Here is an 18700-nt window from a genome sequence, read left to right as displayed (position 1 = left end):
GCCAATGCTGATCGATTTCGTTCCTGACAAGAGTCTGTACCCCTTCGAGTCGCGCTGGTTCGACTCGTCGGCGGGCCGGGTTCACTACATCGACGAGGGGGCCGGGCCGCCGCTGCTGTTCTGTCATGGCGCTCCGGCTTGGAGCTTCCTCTACCGCCACATCGTGAAGGACCTGCGCGACCGGTACCGGTGTATCGCCGTCGACTATCCGGGTTTCGGATTGTCCGAACGTCCCGAGGGCTTCGGATACACGATCGCCGAGCACACCGCGGTCCTCGGCGAACTGATCGATCACCTGCGGCTCGACGGCTTCGTTCTGATGGGACAGGACTGGGGCGGCCCCATCGGTCTGGGCGCGAGCGCCGCGCGCGCTGATCGGGTGCGGGGGATCGTGCTGGGCAATACCTCGTTCTGGCCGACCGAAGCGCTGGCGAATCGGGCGTTCAGCGTGATCATGGGCAGCCGTCCGATGCAGCGGCGGATACTCGAACAGAATTTCCTCGTCGAGCGCGTCCTGCTCGCGGAACTGGGGCGCAAGCTGAGCGCGGCCGAGGCCGACCACTATCGCGCGGTGCAGCCCACCGCGGAAGCCCGACGCGGACTCGCCGCGACGCCCAAGGAAATTCGTGCCGCACGCCCGCTGCTGGACCGACTCGCCCGAGATGTGCCCGTCCTGCTCGGCGACAAGCCGGCCCTGTTGGTGTGGGGAATGCGGGACATGGTGTTCCGTCCGAACGCCTGTATCCCGCGAATGCGGGCCGCCTTCACCGATCTCGACGTAGTCGAGCTGCCGCACGCGCGGCATTTCATTCAAGAACACGCACCGGAAGCGATCGCCGCGGCGATCGCGAAGCGGTTCCCGTGAGTTCGACCGGAGGCGAAACGTGCCGCGCGGGTCCTCCGGCGCTCGATGCCGATGGAGCACGAGGCCGAAAGACCGGCGCGGCGAACCCGAATCGAACCGTCAGACGTTGACGCCGTAGTCCCGGGCGATGCCCGCGAGCCCGGAGGCGTAGCCCTGGCCGATGGCGCGGAACTTCCACTCGTTGTTGTGGCGGTAGAGCTCGCCGAAGATCATGGCCGTTTCGGTGGAGGCGTCTTCGGTGAGGTCGTAGCGGGCCAGTTCGACGCCGGTGGCGGCGTCGACGACGCGGATGAAGGCGTTGCGGATCTGGCCGAACGACTGGCCGCGTGCGTCGGCGTCGTGGATGGACACCGGGAAGAAGATGTTCGTGATGTTCGGCGGCGTGGCGGTGAGGTCGATGTTGATCACCTCGTCGTCGCCCTCGCCCGCGCCGGTGAGGTTGTCGCCGGTGTGCTCGATGGATCCATCGGGCGAGCGCAGGTTGTTGTAGAAGACGAAATGCTGATCGGACAGCACTTTCAGATTCGGTCCGCAGGCGAGCGCACTGGCGTCGAGGTCGTAGTCGGCGCCGGTGGTGGTGCGCACGTCCCAGCCGAGCCCCACCGACACCTTGGTGAGATTCGCGGCCTGCTTCGACAGCGAGACATTGCCGCCTTTGGCCAGAGTGACGCTCATGATCCCCTTCCGCGCGGCACGGCCGGTGCCGCCTCTTTCTCTGCTCCCGGGAACGCCGGGCCGATCTAGTTCTGGTGGTCTGCCCAGGATCTCAGGGTGTCGACCCGGCCCTTCAGCGCCCGCAACTCGCTCTCGTCGTCGAGCACCGTGCGCTGGATGCCTTGCACGACCGCGAAGGCCGACTGGCGATGGTCGTCGATCACGTCGACGTCGATGCGGACGGCGACGTAGTCGGCGGCGTCGGGCATCTGCTCGGCGACCACGTGTGCGGTGCCCCTTGCGCACATCGCCACGTTGCCCCCACCGAGGATCAGCAGGGCCACCTCGGGATGTTCGCGCAACCGCGCCAGCGAACCGCGATCGTACTTGAGGCTGATCAGGATGCGCCGGTCACCGGCCCGCACCGGCCAGGACACCGGAATCGCATGCGGTGCAGGGTCGGTGGTCACCAGTACACCGATCGTCTCCAGTGGCCATTCCGGGAGCGCGTCCAGCTCGGGATGATCTGTCGAGTTGTGCTGACGTTGGGCGGGGCTCGCTCCGGCTGCCATCTTCGTCACCTCATGGATCGTCGAGCGCGGCGGGCTGTGCCGCGCTTGATAGCAGTCTAAGGCGCTGTGCGCCTTGCGCGCTGGCGCTGGGCGCTTTGTCCGGACCGCGCTTCGGTGACCAGCGGCGCGTGCCCGGCGCCGGTCAGGCCGAGATCAGCGCGGGAATGTCGAGCGCGGCGGCCCACTCCCTGGCCATGTCGCGCACGCGGACCTCTGTCGACGCGTCGTGCCGGGCGTGCTCGCCCACCTGCACGGCGCCGCGCGCGGCGAGTTTCTCGGCGATGATCTCGCCGCCGCGGTTGAACGTGTCGCCGTACACGATGTCGCCGAGCCCGAAGACGGCGAAACGCAGCCCGTGCAGATCCGGCGTGTCGCGGTCGAGCGCGTCGGCGAAGGGTTCGGCGCCGGTCGGCAGCTCGCCGTCGCCGTAGGTCGAGCACACGACGACGTGGAAGTCGCGGACGTCCAGATCCGCGAGGTCGAAGTCCGTCATGTCGTGCACCGAGACGTCGTGCGCCCCGCGCAACTCCGCGGCGATGGTGTCCGCCGCGGACTCCGCGGTGCCCATCTCGGATCCGAACAGAATGACGACGCGCACCGGCACAACCCTTTCTCTGATGATATGGTGAGCCTATCCTAATTATATTGCCCAGTGTGTGCCACGACCGTGGGCAGCGCACGGACAGGTGCGGTTCAGCCGCACCGATTGACGGAATGTCGAGCGCGTTGCATCATTCGTAGAGGTGCCCGGAGTTTCCTGGGCAGACCACTTTCCAGTCGGCCGATGACCGTCCGGCGTACAGCTGCCACCCGTGCCATTCGATCGTTCCCGCACGAGTGCAGCGCTTCCATCCATGACGCCATGCGCGTCCGGCCGTGAGTGAGGTGAAACGAAATGGTCTACCAGTCGTCTACATACCGGGTGATCAATTCGTACCCGCGCTTCGGCACCCTTCCCCACTTCTGAATGTCACCGCGCCAGGCGCGCGGTCCTCGCACGTCGATGCCCCGGCATCGACGGATCGGCGCTCGGCGCGGTGCCCCGGACGCAATCTTCAGACCGGTGGTTCGACGGAAGTGGAGGCAGTCATGACGGACAGGGGAGCAGTGGACTCGGGGGCGGTGGAAATGGTCACGCGGGCCATGGCGAGCAATCTCGCCGTGTCCGCCGCGATGATCGAGGATCTCGGCTACCTGCGCGCGGAACTGGCCGCCGCGGAGGTGCCGTTCCTGCTGGTGCGCGACAGCGGGCACCGGCTCGTGCTCGCGGCCGACGCGGCGCAGCGCCTGATGGTGCGCCGGGTGACCGCCGCGGCGATGTCGGCGGGGTTCTCCTGTGTCGAATTGCGGCACAACGTCTTCCGGCTCGGGCGCGACCACGACCCGGCGCACCATGTCGAGCTGGAGCTGTGGGAATACCACGGCGACACGGTGACCTGCCCGCGCCCGAACGCGCTGACCCGCCCGGTCTTCGACCTCGCCGACGTCCAGCGCACGCAGGTGCGGCTGTTCGACCGGACCTGGCCCACCCTGGCGGACATGTTCGCGCCGCAGACCGGTGACGTCGGGTTCGATATCGACCTGGTGTTCTCCTGGGTGGACGGCTCCGATCCGGAATTCCGCGCGCGCCGCGCCGGGATGCTCGCTCAGGTCGTGGTCGGCGAGGGCGACGACGCGGACGCCAGGATCCGCCAGATCGACGAGTTGAAGTACGCCCTGCGGTCGGTGCACAAGAACGCGCCGTGGATCCGCAGGATCTTCATCGCGACCGACTCCACGCCGCCGGAGTGGCTGACCGCGCATCCGAAGGTGACCGTGGTGCCCGCGGCGGACCACTTCCGGGACGTCAGCGGCTTGCCGGTGTTCAATTCGCACGCGGTGGAATGCCAGTTGCAGCACATCGACGGGCTCAGCGAGCACTTCTTGTACTCCAACGACGACATGTTCTTCGCACGTCCGGTGCGTCCGTCGATGTTCTTCACGCCGGGCGGCGTGAGCCGATTCATCGAAGCGGACACCAGGATCGGGCCCGGACGCAACAACGAGCGGCGCAGCGGTTTCGAGAACGCCGCCCGGGTGAACCGGGCGCTGCTGGCGGAGCGCTTCGGTTATGTCATCACGCGGCACCTGGAGCACACGCCCGCGCCATTGCGACGCAGCGTGCTCATGGAGATGGAGGAGGAGTTCGCCGCGGACTTCGCGCGCACGAGCGCGAGCCGGTTCCGCGCGGCCACCGACATCTCGGTCACCAATTCGCTGTATCACTACTACGCCATGCTGACCGGGCGCGCGGTGCCCCAGGAGTCGGCGAAGATGCGGTACGTCGACACGACCAGCTACCACGGTCTGGCATTGCTGGACGGGCTGGCGCGTCATCGCGACGTCGACTTCTTCTGCCTCAACGACGGCAGTTTCCCCGAGGTCGCCGAGTCCGACCGGGTGCGGATCGTCTCGGAGTTCCTGGCCCGCTACTACCCCGAGCCCGCGCCGTGGGAACGGCTCAGTACACCGCCTCGTCATCCGCTTCCGGAGTCGACGCAGGGCGCCGCATGACGTGCGGGATGCGCGCGGCGGGCGGGATCACGATGCCCTCCTCCGTCAGCCGTTGCCGCGCCTCCTCCGGCGTGGCGGGAGCGCCCACCGTGCGACCGCGCTCGATGGGCACCACCGAGTGCACCACGGTGTCCGGATAGATGTGCACGTAGTTGAAGGCCTGCGCGCCGTCCCGGCCGCGCAGGCCACCCTGCGCCACACCGAGATCCTGGCTGTAGCAGGTGGCCGACGCCACCGAGACGGGGATGCCCGCGAACGTGGCGCTGGTGGAGAAGTGCAGGTGCCCGGCGAGGACGGCGCGCACGTCGGTGCCGTCCAGCACGTCGGCCAGTCGGCGCTGATCCCGTAGTTCCACCGTGACGGCGAGGTCGATCACGCACGGCACCGGCGGGTGGTGCATGGCCAGGATGGTGCCGAAGGGCGCGGGCTCGGCCAGGACCGAGCGCAGCCACTCCAGCTGGTCGTCGGAGATCTCCCCGTAGTGGTGGCCGGGCACCGAGGTGTCCAAGGCGACGATGCGCAATCCGTCGATCAGATGCACCCGGTCCAGCGGGGAATTGGTGGGGTACTCGTGGAGCAGGCGGGCGCGGAGGGCGGCGCGGTCGTCGTGGTTGCCGGTGACCCACACGATGGGCGCCTGCAGACTTCTGGCGAATGGTTCGACGATCGACTTCAGCTTGGCGTACGCGGCGGGCTCGCCCCGGTCGGTGAGGTCGCCGGTGAACACGATCGCGGTCGGCCGGATCCCGCTCGCCGCGGCCTGGTCCAGCAGTTGCCGTAACCGCAGGTCGGCGTCGACATCGCCGTACAGGGGGTCGTGGCCCGCGATGAGATGTGTATCGCTGAAGTGGAACAACACATGATCCGGACGCGGATACTCCGCGACTCTGGTGATGGACACCGGACCGAATCCCTCCTGGCGGTTTGCCCGCCATTGGCTTGGCTCCGTCGCCACGATAGCGCCGGTTACGGACAGGTTTCCCGGCGGTTGATGAAGACTCGCTTGCGGGAAGGTGAGGTTTCGGTGTCGGACGCTGGGTGAACGCGGGTGGATGTGGGATTGGTCACCGACCGAGGGCGTCGGCGGTGCGCAGGGCGTCCACGACCATCGCGGCATCCACCGTGAAGGGTTCGTTGTGGATCGTCTCGCCGGGAGCGGTCGCACGCTGTGCGATGGCCGCCAGTGTCTCGTCGTCGGCCTCGGGCAGCCCGAGGGCGGCCAGCGTGGTCGGCAAACCCACCTCGGCGCAGAAATCCAGCACCGTGCCGATCTCGGACGCGGGCGCGCCCTCGAGCACCAATTGGGTGAGGGTGCCGAACGCGACCTTCTCGCCGTGCAGGAACGGGCGCGTTCGCGCGGCGGCGGTCAGACCGTTGTGCACGGCGTGCGCCGCGGCCAGCCCGGACGATTCGAAGCCGAGTCCGGAGAGCAAGGTGTTGGCCTCGACGACGCGCTCCAGCGCCGGTGTGACGCCGCGGGTGCGGACGGCGGTCAGCGCCTGCGCGCCGTCGGCGAGCAGGGTGCGATAGCAGAGTTCGGCCAAGGCGGCGGCGCTGCGCGTGGAGGCGCCGCCGCGCATGTTGCGCACCTGGGCGGCGCTGCACGTGCGCGCCTCGAACCAGGTCGCCAGGGCATCGCCCATGCCCGCGGCGAGCAGCCGGGCCGGGGCCTGCGCGACGACCGAGGTGTCCACCAGCACCAGCGCCGGATTCCGCCGCACGAGCTGATACGCCTCGAACTCGCCCGCGTCGGTGTAGATCACCGACAGCGCGCTGCACGGTGCGTCGCTGGAGGCGGTGCTCGGGCAACTGATCATCGGCAGATCGAGGTCGTCGGCGACCGCGCGGGCCGCGTCGAGCACCTTGCCGCCGCCGGCCCCGAGGACGACCGTGCTGCCGGATTCCTCGACGGCGTGGGCGATCCGGGCGATCTCGGCCCGGCTGCATTCGCCACCGGACAGATGGATCGAATAGGCGATCTTCGCGTCTGTCAGCGAGCGCTCCCAGGTGCTTGCCAGCAGCCGGAAAGCGCTGGAGCCCGCCACGATGAGCACCGGCCCGCCGATGCCGAGGCGGGTCATCTCCGCCCCGAGCGCGGCGGTGGCGTCCCGGCCCTGCACGTAGTGCCCCGGCGAGGAGAACACGCTCAGCATCCGGCACCTCCCGATCCCGGGCCGCGCACGTCATCCCGGCCCGGCCGACGACGTTTTCAACGCTACGCGACACACCCTCCGCCACGGTCGTTGTCGAGAGAACCCGCACGCGTGGAGCGCCGACGGTGATGGCCGAACCGGGTCGGCGCGAGTCCAGTTTCCGTCGTCGGTGCCCACGATCTCGATCGCACGTTCCGGCACCGGCAGGCCCGGAGTCCGCCGGACCTTCGCGATCACACGGTCCGAGCACGGCTCCCGAGCGTCGAAGCTCCGGTCGAAGCCGCTGCGGGCGCTGCCCCGCGACGGGCCGTCGGGCCGGTACACGGCGGGTTTCGAGGCATCCCCGTCCCGGGCTGGACTAGCTGCTCCGAGGCCGCCCTTGGGCACCGCGAGTGGCGTGCCGGGGCAGCCCCGGAACGGGGTAGGCGTCCGTCGTGGACCACGTCGGACCGGTTCAGCCCAACTTGTCGTGCGGCCGGGGGCCCGGCCGATGCGGCTTCGGCGATCGCGAGAGCCGTCCGACGACCCGGAGGTGCCCGGAGCGCGATCGGGACCGATCAGCTCTGGGTCGTGAGGGTCTCCGGGAGCAGGTGCGGCCGGTCGCGGTCCTTCTCGTCCAGCAACGCGAAGTAGCGGCGCAGCATGAGGATCGCGGTGGTGGCCAGGCCCGCGGTGAGTCCCCACCAGACGCCCGCCGCGCCGAGCCCGGCCGGATAGGCCAGCAGCAGGGCTACGGGCAGGCCTACGCCCCAGTAGCCGATCAGGGAGAGCCGGAAGCCCGCGTTGGTCGCCTTCAGCCCGCGCAGCAGGCCGGTGCCGATGTTCTGAGCGGCGTCGAAGAATTGCAGCACGATGCCGATCAGCAGCAGGGTGTGCGCGACCTGGATGGTGTCGGCGTCCGAGGAGTCCAGGAAGGGGCGCAGCACCAGATCGGGGGCCATCACGTACACCGCGCCCGTCACCGCGGCGATCACCGCGGCGTGCCGCAGCGCCAGCCAGGCCAGTGCACGGGCGTGCGCATGCTCGTCGCGCGCGACCGCGTGGCTGACCAGGATCGACGCACCGTGCGAGAGACCGATCGCCACCTGGAACACGATGTAGATGATCTGGTAGACGACGTTGTGCGCGGCCAGCGCCGCCGGGCCGATGCTGCCCATGACCAGCGCGAGCACCGAGAACATGCCGGCCTCGGAGCCGTAGGTCAGCGCGATCGGCGTGCCCAGTCGCAGCTCGGCGCGCACGGTGGTGAGCCGCACCGGCAGCGGCGTGCCGGGCAGGGTGCGGCCGAGTTCCTCGTCGCGCCACACCATCACCCAGAACACGCCGAAGGTGATCAGGAAGACCAGCGAGGTCGCGACACCGATACCGGTGAGCCCGAGTTCGGGCAGGCCGCCCTTGCCGTGGATGAAGCCCAGCGCCAACAGCAGATTCAGCACCACCGAGCCGAGCGTCACCAGCAGCAGCGCCTGCGGGCGCTGCATGCCGACCGTGTACTGGCGCAGCACCTGGAACCACAGGCACGGCAGCAGGCCCGGCGCGAGCGCCATCATCAGCGGGCGGGCGTCGGCGAGCACTCCCGGGTCCTGGCCGAGCCAGGGCAGCGCCCAGCCGAGCCCGATCAGCACCGCACCGCCGAGCAACCCGGCGATCGTGGCGATCGCGAAGCTCGAGCGCAGCAGGTCGCGGATCTCCGGATCCGGTGATTCGCCGCGTTTGCCCGCCGCGCTCACGGCGGTGGCGATCTGGTTGCCGCTGCCGGTGATCAAACCGACGCACATGGTGCGGATCTGGTTGAACAGCACGATCGCCAGGCCGCCCGCGGCGACCTGCCGCACGCCGAGCGTGCCCATCAGCGCGATGTTCGTGGTGGATACCGCGATCTGGGCGAGCTGGGTCAGCGCGATCGGCGTCGCGAGCGCGGTGAGCCGCCCGCCGTCGCCGCGGAAACTCGTCACGATCACCGGTTCTCCTTCACAGAGGGCGGGAGCGTCGTCCCGCGCGGGCGCAGCGTCGCACCGTACCAACGACCGGACCTCACCGCGCTTCCACCAACGTGCTCCTGGCGGCGGGCGTGTAGCGCCGCAGCAGCAGCGCGATCTCGCGTTCGGTGCCGGGGTCGAGCAGGTCGCGCTCGTTCATCCACTCGTCGTCGAACACCGTGTCCAAGTACTTCTCCCCGCCGTCGCACACGATGGTGACCACGGTGGAGCCCGGCGGGAACTCCTCCAGCCGGGTGAGCGCGGCGTACACCGAGCCGCCCGCCGACCCACCGATCATCAGCCCCAGTTCGGCGGCGACCGCGCGGGCGGTCGCGAAGGCCGCCACGTCGGTGACCTTCACGCCCTCGTCCAGCAGCGAATAGTCCACGGCGGTGCCGATGGTGGCGCCCGGCGGGGTGCCGGTGCCCGACTGCCAGTACGGACCGCCCGGCCCGCCGAAGGCGATCGAGCCGACCGGTTCGACCCCGATGACGTGCGGCGTGCAGCCGAGCTGGCGCAGCCGGGTCGCGGTGCCGAACAGCGAACCTCCGGTCCCCACGGCGGACAGCAGGATGTCGACCCGGTCGACGTCCTCGAGCAATTCCTCGGCCACCGGGTAGTAGCCCACCGCGTTGGCGTCGTTGTTGTGCTGCTCGGTGAAGTACGCGTCGTCCCGTTCGGCCGCCATCGCCTCGGCCAGGTCCTCCCGTGCCGAGGTGGCCAGGTTGTCGTCGCCCTCGTCGGCGACGAACACCAGTTCCGCACCCATTGCCCGCATCGCGCGCAGTTTGTCCTTACATGCGTGATGGTCGACCACTGCGGTGAAGCGATACCCACGTTCCGCGGCAACTACCGCGAGGCCGAGCCCGGTGTTGCCGGATGTGGACTCGATGATATGTCCGCCACTGCGTAGCAAACCGCGACGCTCGGCGTCGAGCACCATTTCGCGCGCCATCCTGATCTTGGCCGCACCGGTCGGGTTGAACTGCTCCAGTTTGAGCAGCAGGCGGGTGCCGGTCGCGGTGGCCGCGAGCTCGAACAGCGGCGTGCGGCCGATCAGATCCGTCACGCGCGTGACGAGCGGCATCGAGGTCTCCTGGTTCTGGTCGGGAAGTCGGGTCAGCTGCCGTCGCGGGTCCAGCGGAAGCGATCGCCGGGTGCGTCGTGCAGTACGACTTTCGGTGGGATGGGCAGTTCGTGAAACGCGGACTCGTTCGAATCCATCTGATAACCGGCGGTATTCGGGTAGATCAGCAGATCGCCGACCTCGGCGGGGCGAGGCAACGGCACCCGCCGCCAGCTCAGCATGTCGGAATCCAGACAGGTGGCGGCCCCGACGCTGGTCGGCGTCGCGGTGCCGGGTCGTGCGGGCCACAGCACCGGATCGGGCAGATACTCGCTGTCGAACCATTGCTCCGAGAGACTGAGGCTGGTGCCGTCCACGGTGAGCAACCGGTAGGGCTGGCCGTGCGCGTGCCTGGTCTTGCTGCCTTGGACGCGAAAGACGGTGCAGCCCGCGTGCGCGAGCAGCGCGCGCCCCGGTTCGACGGCCAGCCGCACGGCGTTGTCGCGCAGTCGTCCGGCGAGATCCGCGTGGTCGAGGATCTGCGCGAGCATGGCCGCGCCGGGCACCGGAAAGTGGTACGGATAGTACGAATCGAAGGCCTTGCCGGAGTGGAACCACTGCCTACCCGCCCGCGCCGTGAACTCCGTCGCCGCGTCCGCCGGAACGTAGTCGACGCCGAAGCCGCCGCCGATCGACACGGTGGTGGCCGGATGCCCCAGCGTGCGCGCGTGCAGACAGCGGGCGATCAGCTCGCCCGCCAGTTCCGTGCGCGCCACCGCGTCGTAGCCCGACAGATGGAAACTGAAGCCCTCCAAACGAATCGAATCGCGTGCGCCGCACAGCGCGAGGGCTTCCTCGATTTCGCCGGAGGTCATGCCGAACCGGCTGGCCGAGGCCGCGGGCAGCACGCGGATCAGCACTCGCGCGGGCCCGTCGGCGGGCGCCAGCGCGGCGAGCCGTTCGAGCTCGCCGAGATCGTCCACGGCGATCAGCGCACCGTGCCGGGCGGCCAGCCACAGCAGGTCGTCCGCCTTCGCCGGTCCGGTCACCATGAGCTCGGCACCGCGCACGCCTTGTGCCAGCGCGGCGGTCAGCTCGCCGACGCTGGCGACGTCGACGCCCGCACCGTGTTCCGCGCAGGCTCGCGCGACGCACGCGGCCTTGTTCGCTTTCTTGCCGTAGTAGATGGCACCTTGCACCCCGGCGCTCTCGAAAGCTCCGTGGAAGGCCCGGATGTTGTGGCCGACCCGCGCCGGGTACATCACGTGGAACGGCCCGCCCAGCGTGAAAGCGAGGTCACCGAGCAGGTCCGGATCGGCGAACAGGCGGCGCTCCCACGGATCGAGATGCGCGGGCATCGGTGACGCGCTGATCGAATCGCGCGTGGCCGCCTCGTCCGCGGGCGCCACGGTGACACTCGCGTGTTCTAGTCCCACCGTGCACCTCCGTGCGCTAGTCCCACAGCGGTACCTCCGTGCCACGGCCTTCCGCGATCGCCCGCTCCGCCAGCGCGTGGGCCACCGCGATGTCGGTCAGCACCAGCCCGCTGTTGTAGACGAAGACGCGCTCGTCGTCGGAGCGGCGCGCGACCGCACGGCGATCGAGGATCTGCGGCAGCTCGGCGTCCACCGTGCGCAGCGTGCCGTCGGGCCCGGCCATGTCGGTGCCGGTCAGCGCCATCTGCTCGGCGCTGGTCGCGATCACGCGGTCGGCATCGGTCAGCGCGGACGGCGCGAGCCCGTAACCGACCAGCACCGCCACCGAACCGGTGGCCAGATCGTCGGATTCGAGCGCCACTTCGGTGGCCGGGCCCGCCGTGGCCAGCACGACATCGGCCGTGGCCGCCGCGGCGCGTGGATCGGTGACGGTCTCGAGCAGCGCGTGCGGATGGTGCTCGGCGAGCACGCGATGCACGGCTGCCAGGCCCTCGGGGTGCGTGCCGTAGACCATCAGCTTGCGCAGCTGCGGGTTCGCGGCGAGCAGATGCGGAAGGGCGTTGCGGCCCTGGGTTCCGGTGCCGATCAGCAGCACGCTCTCCGCGCCCCGCCGGATCGTCTCGCGCACCAGCAGAGCCGACACCGCGGGCGTGCGCAACGCGCCGACCCGCGCGCAGTCCATCATCGCGATCGGCGCGCCGGTGCTGTCGTCGTAGAGCGTGATGGTCGTGTAGTACCGCTTCGTGCTGCGATCGTGGCCGGGGTCGAACTTGTAGGAGGTCTTCATCGCCACCACGCGCCTGCGGCCGTCCCGGCCGAGCATGGCGTAGGCGACCGACCAGCCGTCGGGGTTGGCGACGCTGAGCTTGCGCGGATTGTCCGAATCGCCCGCCGCCAGGGCGAGATACGCCTCTTCCACGGCGCGTACCACCGCGGCCGGTGTGATCGGCACGTCGGCGAGGTCGCTTCGGCTCAACACCCGCAGGGGTGTGCTTCGGTCACGCGTGCTCAAGGGGTCCTCGATCATGTCGTACTGCATCCCGCTCATGAGTGCCGCTCTGAACCGGCGGGGTGGCCGCCGTCCGGAACGGGGCTACGGTTTGTTGCCCGTAGCCATTCTCGTCGGCTTCCTCGGCCCGCCGTCGGCGTTCCGGAAGCCGGATGTTCACTCGCTTGAGCCACCGGTCGGTGCCGTCGTACCGGGCGGTGAACGGCACTCGGCCGTGCACGGCGACGTCGTTGTCCACCAGCAACAGCTCGCCGGGGGCGAGCGACGCGGTGACGCAGACGCGTTCGAGCTCGGCGGCGAGTTGTTCATATGCCGCGCGGAATTCCGGGTCGGCGTCGTCGAGCGGTGTGTACGCCGGGTCGTAGCGCAGCGTCTGCCGGTCGGCGCCCGCGATGCTCCACAGCGTCGGAATCGGTGCGGCCGGGTAGGTTTCGTGACCGTCGCCGTAGGAGACATCCGGCAGGATCGGCAGTGCGGGAGTGCTGAGCAGTTCGCGTTGCGCGGTGGACAGTTCGATCCGGCGCACCGACGACACGGTGGTGCCGACCAGATCCGGGTTACGTAGGCAACCGAGCATCAGCAGGTGGGCGCGCTCCGGATGGAAGGCGTCCTCGGTGTGCGGGCTGAGCAGCGCTTTGCTGCTGGCGCCGGACTGTTCGTGTTCCTGACCGGCCGCGGGAACAATATTGTTGACCAATCGGCCGTCCTGCTGGCCCTGCCAGCCGAACGGCTCGCCCGCGCTCCGCGCCAGCAGCAGCATCACCAAGTCGAGTTCGAACGAACGCGCGCGCCGCTCCGGATCTCCGCTCCAGCGCGCCGCCTCCCGCCAGTTCGGCGGAGTCGGTCCGAATTCGTTGTCCACCAGCGGAAGACGACCGACGACTGTGGCGCCCGCGGGGGTGGCGGGCGGGCGCATGGCGTGGCGCACTTCGGCGGGGAGCCGTGCCGCGCCCGCATCGATCCGTTCGATGAGCGCGGGGTCCGAGAGGGTGCGCGCCGCGGCCGCCGGATCGGCGAGTGCGAGATCGAGCGTGACCGATATCTCTCTGGCGACAGCGCGCACCGCGCGGCCCGCTTCCGGGGAAAGCTCGCGTCGTTCGAGGTTTAGGGGGTGAAGCGGCTTACGTTCGGAGAGAACGCTTTTCACCGGGTATCCCTTCTTCGCAGCAGTGGGAAAAGCAGGGTTCACGATTAGTATGGGAAGGTAGCCCTTTGTATGAAGTGAAGCAAGGCTTACCTAAGCGAGTCGGCAAAAAATAGCCGAATCGCATAACTTCGGCTCGGGTGAAGTCGGTCCGGTGGACGTGCCGGGGCTCGGTCGGGGGTTTGCGGGAGATGCGCCCTTGCACTGCCGTTTTGATGCCGGTATCGGCGAGTCGCGCCGCGCATTAGGCTAGCCTGTCCTGATCGAGGCACTGTGTGCGGTACCGCCGTGGGTTCGGTTCAGGAAGAGGGGCAGCACAATGGTTTTGAATCGAAGGGACTTGCTGCGGTCGAGTCTCGGCGTGGGGGCTGTGCTGCTGGTGGCCGCTTGTTCCGATGACGCCGACGTGTCCGGGCCCGCGCGACCTGGCGGCACGCTGCGAGTCGGTGCGCTCGGCACCGCGGCGCGCATCGAACGCGATCCGCACGCCAACCTCAGCAACGACAGCGACTTCCTCGTCACCTCCCTGGTCTACGACGCCCTCACCGTGCCGGGCGGCAACCCGAACGTCGTTCCCCGCCTGGCGAATCGGTGGGAGCCCGACGCCGACCGGCGGCGCTGGAGCTTCACCCTGGCCGAGAACGCGACCTTCCACGACGGGACACCGGTGACGTCCGAAGATGTCGTGTGGTCGCTGCGCAGGCTGCGCACGGTCGGTGGCGCGTCGAAGATGCCGGTGGCCGTGGAGGACATCTCCGCCGACGGGCCGAACCGGGTGGTGCTGGCCGTGCCCGAACCGAATACCCAACTGCCGCTGCTGGTGCGGCTGATGACGTTCACGGTCAAAAAGGACACCACCGATTTCACCAAGGCCGTGGGCAGCGGACCGTTCCGGTTGGAGTCCTATCAGGGCGGCAACGCCCGGCTGGTGCGCAACGAGCGGTGGCACGGCGGGCCGCCGCCGCTGGACGCCATCGAGGTAACCATGTTCGAAAGCGTGACCGCGCTGGGCAACGCGGTGCTCGGCGGGCAGATCGACCTGGCCTCCAACGTCGGCGCCATCGCGGGCCGCACCGCCGAGGGACGCGGCGATCTGGCCGTCGTGCGCCGACCGAACGATACGGTGGTCGGTGTCGCCATGCGCAGCTCCGACGGGCCGTTCGCCGACGCACGGGTGCGCACCGCCCTACGGCTCGGCATCGACCGCAAAGCCTTGGTCAACCAGGTGCATTCCGGATACGGAACGGTGGCCAACGACATTCTCGGCACGGCCGATCCGCTCTACGACACCTCCCTCGCCCAGCGCACCCGCGACCTCGATCGCGCGAAAGCGCTGTTGCGCGAGGCGAAATTCGACACCGGGCGCAGCTACCCCTTCGTCACCAAGGCCGAGGCGCCCGGTGAGGTGGAATCGGCGAAGGTGATCGCCACCCAGCTCGCCGAGATCGGTGTCCGGCTGGACGTGGTCACCCAGGAGCCGAACGCCTTCTACGACCAGACCTGGTTGAAGGCGCCGCTGTACACGATCTCCTGGGGCACCAACGACTCCACCCTCTTCTTCGCGAGCAAATTGCTTTCGAGCGGATCGAACCGCAACGAAACCGGTTTCGCGGACGCCGAATTCGACGCCGCGACCGCGAAAGCGCTCGCCGCGCGCACCGACGCGGAGTACCGGCAGGCGAATCAGGAGTTGCAGCGCATCCAGTACGAGCGCGGCGGCTACCTGGTCTGGGGCATGGCCGACGGCATCGACATCGCCGCCTCCCGGGTGCGCGACCTGCCCACGCTCGGCGGGTTCGCCAGGGTCCAGCTGGAGAAGGCCTGGCTGGCCGGGTGATGCTGTTCGCGCGACTGCTGCTCCGGCGCGTCATCCTGCTGGTGACGCTGCTGGCCTGCGTCTTCGTCGCCGTGGACCTGCTGCCGGGCGACGCCGCCCGCGCCGTCCTCGGCCGGGAGGCCACGCCCGAGCAGATCGCCGCGAAAGAACACGAACTCGGACTGGACCGTCCCCTGGCGGTGCGGTTCTGGAACTGGATCGCGGGCGTCGTGACCGGCGATTTCGGACGTACCGCGCGCGGACGGCCGGTCGACGACCTGCTCGTCGACAAGTTCCCGCCGACGCTGCTGCTCGGCGGTATCGCCCTCGCGGTGACCGTGCTCGCGTCGCTCGCGCTCGGCGCGTGGTGGGCGACGCGTCCGGGCAGCGTGGCCGCGCGCGTCTTGCAGCCGACGACGACCACCGCGGTGGCCGTTCCCGAATTCGTGATCGCCACGGTGCTGATCCTGGTGTTCGCGCTGGCGCTGGGCTGGCTGCCCGCCGTGACCATCACCGGCCGGTCGGGGATGCCGGCCGGACCGGAGATGCTGGTGTTGCCGGTGCTCGCGCTCGCGTTGCCCCAGATCGGATGGAACACCAGGGTGGTGCGCGCCGCCTTGTCCGACGCCGCGCTGGCTCCGCACGTGGAAAGCGCTGTGCTGGATGGGCTTTCGGGCCGTGCGGTGCTGGCGCGGCACGTGCTGCCGTTCGCGTTGCCGACGATAGTCGCCAGCTTCGCCACCACGGTCGGGATGCTGCTCGGCGGTGCTCTGGTGGTGGAGACCGTGTTCAACTATCCCGGTCTAGGGGCGGTCCTGGCCGGTTCGGTGGCCGATCGGGACACTTCGGTGGTGGCCGCGGTGGTCGCGTTGTCCGGGGTGCTCATCATGGTCGTGCTCGCCGCCGCCGACGGAATCCGCGCCTGGTCGTTGCGGGGGCGGCGATGACGGCTCCCGCGAAGATCGCGCGCCCGGCGCGGTGGCGGCTCGGGTGGCTGGCCGTCGCGCCCGCTCTGCTGGTCACGCTGGCGGCGGCGCTGGGACCGACGCTGGCGCCGCACCCGGCGGAGGAAGCGATCGGCATCCCGTTCGGCGATCCCGCTGCCTGCGCGCCGTTGGGCACCGACCGGCTCGGCCGCGACGTGCTCAGCCAGTTGCTCTATGGCGGTTGGGGATTGCTGCTGGTGGCCGCGGTGATCGCGGTGTCGGTGACCGGACTGTCGTGTGTCCTCGGCGCGGTCGCGGCGCTGCGCCCGCGGATCGGCCAGTGGATCGAACTCGGCACCGACTTGTTCATCCTGCTACCCGCGGTGCTGGGGATTCTGCTCGTGCTGACCTCGTGGCCCGACGCGGGAACCCTGGGACTGATCGTCCTGGCGCTGCTGTTCGGCGTTCCCTATTGCGCGCGGATCTTCACGGCCGCCGCCGCTGGGGTCGCGGCGTCCGGATATGTAGAGAGCGCGCGAGCCGCCGGTGAGTCGCTCGGTCACCTGGTATTCCGGGAAGTGATCCCGAACCTGCGCGCGGTGTCGACGACTCAGCTCGGGCTGCGTTTCGTGGCGGCGGTCTATCTGGTGAGCACGGCGTCCTTCCTCCAGTTGCCCACGACGCTCGGTGCGAGCAACTGGGCGGTCATGGTGCGCGAGAACGCCTCCGGCATGCTGCTCAACCCCTGGGCCGTGCTCGCTCCGAGCCTCGCGATCGCGATCGTCGCGGTGAGCGTGAACCTGGCGGTGTCGGCGTTCGGGCGAGGGGAGCGGGAATGAACGTGAACGTCACGACGAGCGCGCGTCGGACGGCCGAGGCGGATGACGCCGGGCAGGTGCGGGCCGATCTCGTCGCGGTCGACGGCCTGACCGTGCTGGGTCCGGACGGGCGAGAATTGGCCGGACCCGCGACTTTCCGGATACCGGCGGGCACGGTCACGGCGCTCACCGGCCCGTCCGGGTCGGGCAAGACCACGGTGATGCGCGCACTGCTCGGGCAACTCCCGTCCGCGGCGGCGCGCACGACGGGCTCGGCATCGGTTGCCGGACACGATGTGCTGGCGCTCGATCGCGTTGCGCTGCAACGCTTCCGACGTCAGCATATCGCTTACGTCGGGCAGGATCCCGGGTCGGCGCTGAACCCGCTGCTGCGCGTGCGCGCCCTGTTACGCGAGGTCGCGCCGCGCGCGCCCGAGTCCACCCTGATCGACACGCTCGCGCTGGTCGGTCTGTCGCCGGACTACCTTCGCCGCCGCCCCGGTGAATTGTCCGGCGGTCAGCAGCGTCGCGTCGCCCTCGCCAGGGCGCTGATCCGCCGGACCGGCGTGCTGGTGCTGGACGAGCCGCTGGCCGGACTGCACGGCGCACTGCGCACCGATATCGCCGGGCAGCTGGCGGCACTCGCCCGCGAGCGTTCGGCGGCGATCTTGCTGTCCGGGCACGACACCGCTCTCGTGCACTCGATCGCCGACGACATCGTCGAACTCGGCGCGGTCCGTCCGGCGTCCCCGCCTCCGTCTCCGTCGGGCGGTACACAGGTGCGTGCCGAACGGCGAAGTGCTCTCCCTCCGCCGGACGTCGCCTCGACCGGAGAGCGAGCGCGCAACTGTCACAAGCCTTCGGCCGTCTCGACGGACAACCGACCGCCCGACGTCGTGCTGCGCGCCGAGAACATCAGCGCCTCGATCGACGGACACCGGGTGCTCGCCGACATCGACCTCGCGCTGAAGGCGGGCTCGGCGCTCGCGGTGGTGGGCGCGTCGGGCGCGGGCAAGACCACCTTGGCTCGCGTGCTCGCGGGGCTGCACCATTCGGCGACCGGATCGCTCGAACTGCGTGGCGACCCGATCGCCGTTGGGGCGAACCGGCGAATTCACCATGGCGCGGGCGGCATTCAATTGGTCACTCAAAACCCCCGGTCCGCGCTCAACCCGCGCCGCACCGTGGCGCAAACGCTCGGCCGCCCTTTGCGGCGGATCGGGCGGGTCGCACGCCGGGATCTCGCGTGGCGGATCGAGGAAATTCTTGCCGCCGTCGAGCTTTCCGCCGACCTGGCCGCCCGCTATCCGCACGAACTGTCCGGCGGCCAGCGGCAACGAGTCGCGCTGGCCCGCGCCCTCGCCGCCGAACCCGCCGTGCTCCTGTGCGACGAGATCACTTCGGCGCTGGACCACACCACCGCGGCGGCGATCATGGCGCTGCTGGATCGGATCCGGTCCGAACGTGACACCGCCTTGCTGGTCATCACACACGACATGGCCTTGGTCGCCGGATACTGTCCGCGGCTGATCGTCCTCGACCAGGGATGCGTCGTCGAATCCGGGGACACCGGAACGGTGCTCACCGCGCCGACGCACAGCGCGACCAGCGAACTGCTGGTCTGACACGGCGACCGTGCGGGTCATACGCGCTTTCGACACGCAGTGCGCTCCGTCACCGGCTTGCCGCGGGCCCGCGCCGGCATCTGG

Annotated in this window: 16 protein-coding genes; 6 read left to right on the top strand and 10 right to left on the bottom strand. The window is 69.5% G+C overall.

The features are described 5' to 3' along the window. Nucleotides 1-4: 4 nt before the first annotated feature. Complete coding sequence (locus ACWESM_RS04560) at nt 5-865, top strand: haloalkane dehalogenase (protein WP_412807417.1); 861 nt, start codon at nt 5-7, stop codon at nt 863-865. Between the two features lie 99 nt (nt 866-964). Here the strand turns inward: ACWESM_RS04560 and ACWESM_RS04555 are convergent, their stop codons facing one another. From ACWESM_RS04555 to ACWESM_RS04545, 3 genes are all read right to left on the bottom strand, one after another. Then, nucleotides 965-1540: a TerD family protein gene (locus ACWESM_RS04555; protein WP_355074495.1), complete on the bottom strand. Its 576-nt coding sequence runs from the start codon at nt 1538-1540 to the stop codon at nt 965-967. Nucleotides 1541-1605: 65 nt separating this feature from the next. Next, nucleotides 1606-2091 (bottom strand): pyridoxamine 5'-phosphate oxidase family protein, encoded by a 486-nt coding sequence (locus ACWESM_RS04550; RefSeq protein ID WP_356966867.1) that lies wholly within the window; start codon nt 2089-2091, stop codon nt 1606-1608. Between the two features lie 142 nt (nt 2092-2233). Continuing rightward, nucleotides 2234-2689, bottom strand: coding sequence for a flavodoxin domain-containing protein (locus ACWESM_RS04545; protein ID WP_412807416.1), 456 nt, complete (start codon nt 2687-2689; stop codon nt 2234-2236). Between the two features lie 491 nt (nt 2690-3180). Here ACWESM_RS04545 and ACWESM_RS04540 point away from each other — a divergent pair, with 491 nt between their 5' ends. Next, nucleotides 3181-4644, top strand: coding sequence for a stealth family protein (locus tag ACWESM_RS04540; protein ID WP_379255366.1), 1464 nt, complete (start codon nt 3181-3183; stop codon nt 4642-4644). On the opposite strand, the gene ACWESM_RS04535 is transcribed toward ACWESM_RS04540, so the two are convergent. The 7 genes from ACWESM_RS04535 to ACWESM_RS04505 form a co-directional block, all read right to left on the bottom strand. Continuing rightward, complete coding sequence (locus ACWESM_RS04535; RefSeq protein ID WP_364428952.1) at nt 4592-5545, bottom strand: phosphodiesterase; 954 nt, start codon at nt 5543-5545, stop codon at nt 4592-4594. The two genes, ACWESM_RS04540 and ACWESM_RS04535, sit on opposite strands and share 53 nt — an antisense overlap. 163 nt (nt 5546-5708) lie before the next feature. Further along, nucleotides 5709-6797: a glycerol dehydrogenase gene (locus ACWESM_RS04530; RefSeq protein WP_452490968.1), complete on the bottom strand. Its 1089-nt coding sequence runs from the start codon at nt 6795-6797 to the stop codon at nt 5709-5711. A gap of 557 nt (nt 6798-7354) precedes the next feature. Further along, a complete protein-coding gene (locus ACWESM_RS04525; protein ID WP_356966826.1) occupies nt 7355-8758 on the bottom strand; it encodes an MATE family efflux transporter in 1404 nt (467 codons plus the stop codon). 73 nt (nt 8759-8831) lie between these two features. Beyond that, the gene (locus ACWESM_RS04520; RefSeq protein WP_364428960.1) at nt 8832-9863 is read right to left on the bottom strand and encodes a PLP-dependent cysteine synthase family protein; all 1032 of its coding nucleotides are present in this window, start codon (nt 9861-9863) and stop codon (nt 8832-8834) included. Nucleotides 9864-9895: 32 nt separating this feature from the next. Further along, nucleotides 9896-11200: an alanine racemase gene (locus ACWESM_RS04515; RefSeq protein ID WP_452491123.1), complete on the bottom strand. Its 1305-nt coding sequence runs from the start codon at nt 11198-11200 to the stop codon at nt 9896-9898. Between the two features lie 94 nt (nt 11201-11294). Then, nucleotides 11295-12305 carry an ornithine cyclodeaminase family protein gene (locus ACWESM_RS04510; protein ID WP_452491122.1) on the bottom strand — a complete coding sequence of 337 codons (1011 nt, stop codon included), beginning with the start codon at nt 12303-12305 and terminating at the stop codon, nt 11295-11297. Then, a complete protein-coding gene (locus tag ACWESM_RS04505; protein WP_452490967.1) occupies nt 12277-13434 on the bottom strand; it encodes a TauD/TfdA family dioxygenase in 1158 nt (385 codons plus the stop codon). The genes ACWESM_RS04510 and ACWESM_RS04505 overlap by 29 nt, the downstream gene beginning before the upstream one ends. A gap of 316 nt (nt 13435-13750) precedes the next feature. Here ACWESM_RS04505 and ACWESM_RS04500 point away from each other — a divergent pair, with 316 nt between their 5' ends. Genes ACWESM_RS04500 through ACWESM_RS04485 form a run of 4 tightly spaced genes read left to right on the top strand, consistent with a single transcriptional unit; the run spans nt 13751 to nt 18616 of the window. Further along, nucleotides 13751-15268 carry an ABC transporter substrate-binding protein gene (locus ACWESM_RS04500; protein WP_397278486.1) on the top strand — a complete coding sequence of 506 codons (1518 nt, stop codon included), beginning with the start codon at nt 13751-13753 and terminating at the stop codon, nt 15266-15268. Continuing rightward, entirely contained in the window at nt 15268-16194 is a 927-nt protein-coding gene (locus ACWESM_RS04495; RefSeq protein ID WP_397278484.1) for an ABC transporter permease, read from the top strand. Before ACWESM_RS04500 ends, ACWESM_RS04495 begins: the two co-directional genes overlap by 1 nt. Beyond that, the gene (locus ACWESM_RS04490) at nt 16191-17012 is read left to right on the top strand and encodes an ABC transporter permease (protein WP_364428975.1); all 822 of its coding nucleotides are present in this window, start codon (nt 16191-16193) and stop codon (nt 17010-17012) included. Before ACWESM_RS04495 ends, ACWESM_RS04490 begins: the two co-directional genes overlap by 4 nt. Continuing rightward, nucleotides 17009-18616, top strand: a complete 1608-nt coding sequence (locus ACWESM_RS04485; protein WP_364428978.1) for an ABC transporter ATP-binding protein — start codon at nt 17009-17011, stop codon at nt 18614-18616. The genes ACWESM_RS04490 and ACWESM_RS04485 overlap by 4 nt, the downstream gene beginning before the upstream one ends. Nucleotides 18617-18700 lie beyond the last annotated feature (84 nt).

It is taken from the genome of Nocardia sp. NPDC003999, assembly GCF_053604885.1.
Note: the sequence above shows the minus strand (reverse complement) of the source record. Positions and strands in the feature narration are given on the sequence as shown.